The following is a 2358-nucleotide window of genomic DNA, read 5'->3' on the forward strand; positions in this document are numbered from 1 at the left end:
ATAACAGACCTCGGAAAATTATAGGCTATAAAACTCCTCAAGAAATTATGGATTATGAACTAAAAAATGTAGCTTAGTATCAAACAAAAAAAAGCAACGTTTGTTGCGTTAGAACATTGAATGCAGCTACTTTACATACCAATTTATCTGACTTTTATTCTCACCTTTTCTTGCGGACAAAATTCTGCTGAAAAAAGACTGAATGGAAAATGGTACGAAACCGAAAACCCAAAAATATTCTGGGTATTTGACTCGGATAAACTGGAATTTATTGATGAGGACAATGCAAATGTAGAATGGAGTGCGACGGATTCAAAAATCGAGTTTACTTATCGGACTTATGTCTGGGATTCTTCGGGAAAGACAGTAGACACGGAGGACAAAATTCTAATTGAATACAATCTATCCGAAAATGAAGATACATTATCTGGAACTTTAACCAATAGTTTCGGAAAACACAAATTCGGACTTATAAGAACCGAATGACAAATTATTTAATAAAAATAGAATTGGGTGGATAAAATAGATAAAGAAGTTATTTATTGGTCAATTTGGAAGTTGATTCAATATATCTATGCAATTGCTCTAATTTTAGCAGTTTGCGTTGGAATACTAACTCTACTCTATTTCTTAAATGGAATGAATGATGAAAAAATAAGTCAAACTGGATTGATAACTGTTTGGACAATTATTATTTCAGTAATTATATTTAGAAATATTCTTAAACCATACTTTAGGAAAAAGACTAATAACTATATGGATTAATGAATAAAAACTATTGCCAACAACGTGTATAGCTCATTACGGCTGAATTCCTAATCGGAATTCATTGCAATTTGCTATCTTTCGGTTACGGCGGAAAATTCTCGCGAATTTCCCGCAACGAGCCATACACAAACACGTTAGGCATAATGTAAAAAAACCAGATTAATGTTGAATAAATTAATCAAATTAATGACATTTTTAATACTGTTATCGCTTTTTAGTTGCACAAACGGAAATGAAAATTGGGAATTGTATTTATACGAGCAGAAAATAGAAGGAACTTCAAAAGCACTTTATAAATACGATGCTTGGGGCGGATTTGACACTCATATTACGGGTTACACTATTTTAGATACTACACAAAACTTTAAAATGCGAACAAGGAAAGAATTACCAATATTTTTGCTGACCGAAATTCCAAATAAAAACTACATACAAGCAATGCAAACAAATCCTTATGTTAAGGATGAACCAATTATATTTAATCCAGTAGAATCTAAAAAAACTACAATTGGAGAAATAATATTAAAAACTGATTTTTACCAATCTAAAGCATATAATAAAAAAGCATACGGATATGAGGTATTAGAATTTAACAATTTTAAAGAAACAAGAGATAGTATATACTTTTACGATTTAAACGAGTACACTCACAAAAATACTGGACATTTAGACAGTCTTAAAATCAAAAAAGGAAATGTATTTGTTGCTTTTAAGCCCCAAAGTGATACTATTTACAGAATATATATTGATAATTTGATTATTTCAGATGATTCAAATAAAAGTTTGACATCAAAAATAGTTTATCATTTAAAACCAAAATACCAAACCAAAATATCTGAAATTTCCGATTATGGAATATTCAAAACCAAAAACACTATGCCTAACAATGGCTATAAGTAATTGCTTGTTCTCGCCTACTTTGAAAATTCCTACGGAATTTCCAACTTGGTGTATATTTGCTAAGTTAAGTGCAAACTCACGCAACTACTCATAGCCTAACCGTTGTAAATCATAGCGCTCACTCAGACGGCGGAAAATTCCGAATTTTAAAAACCTCTGATTTCCGAAAAAGAAAACTCTGAATTATTACGCGGAGAAAACCACTCAAACTCTGAATTTGACAAACTTTACGCGGAATATCACTCGAACGGAATTGAGCCAGTTTGCGGAATTTTAAAACGTGAAATCAACAAATATTGCGCGGAATTTCACTCTTGCGGATTGAAAATTGTTGCGGAAAAATCCTGAATCGGAATTTACTCAAACCTGGAACTTCACTCAAGCGGAATAACAAATCTGACAAAGCTACAATTTACAACACCGTATAAAATTAATTGCTGCTGATTTTCCTGCGGAAAATCCTCGCATTTTTATTATCTTAGTTTCTTAATCTGAAAATCTTAACAGATTTTCAGCGCAACTAATCTTATACAAATACGTTGTACCCAATTTGAGAAATGCAGGCTCTATTCAATAACTTAACGCAACAAATCTAAAATTATAGATTTGTTATAATGAAAGTAAAAAAGCATAGACGACTTACCCTAAAAGAAAGAATCCAAATTGAGACTCTTTTAAACGAAAATAGAT

At 31.3% G+C, this 2358-nt stretch carries 1 protein-coding gene; it reads left to right on the forward strand.

The window, feature by feature from the left end:
• Positions 1 to 954: 954 nt before the first annotated feature.
• The gene (locus GN138_RS15835; RefSeq protein ID WP_157364968.1) at positions 955 to 1668 is read left to right on the forward strand and encodes a hypothetical protein; all 714 of its coding nucleotides are present in this window, start codon (positions 955 to 957) and stop codon (positions 1666 to 1668) included.
• Positions 1669 to 2358 lie beyond the last annotated feature (690 nt).

The sequence above is a fragment of the Winogradskyella endarachnes genome (genome assembly GCF_009741275.1).
Taxonomy (GTDB): domain Bacteria; phylum Bacteroidota; class Bacteroidia; order Flavobacteriales; family Flavobacteriaceae; genus Winogradskyella; species Winogradskyella endarachnes.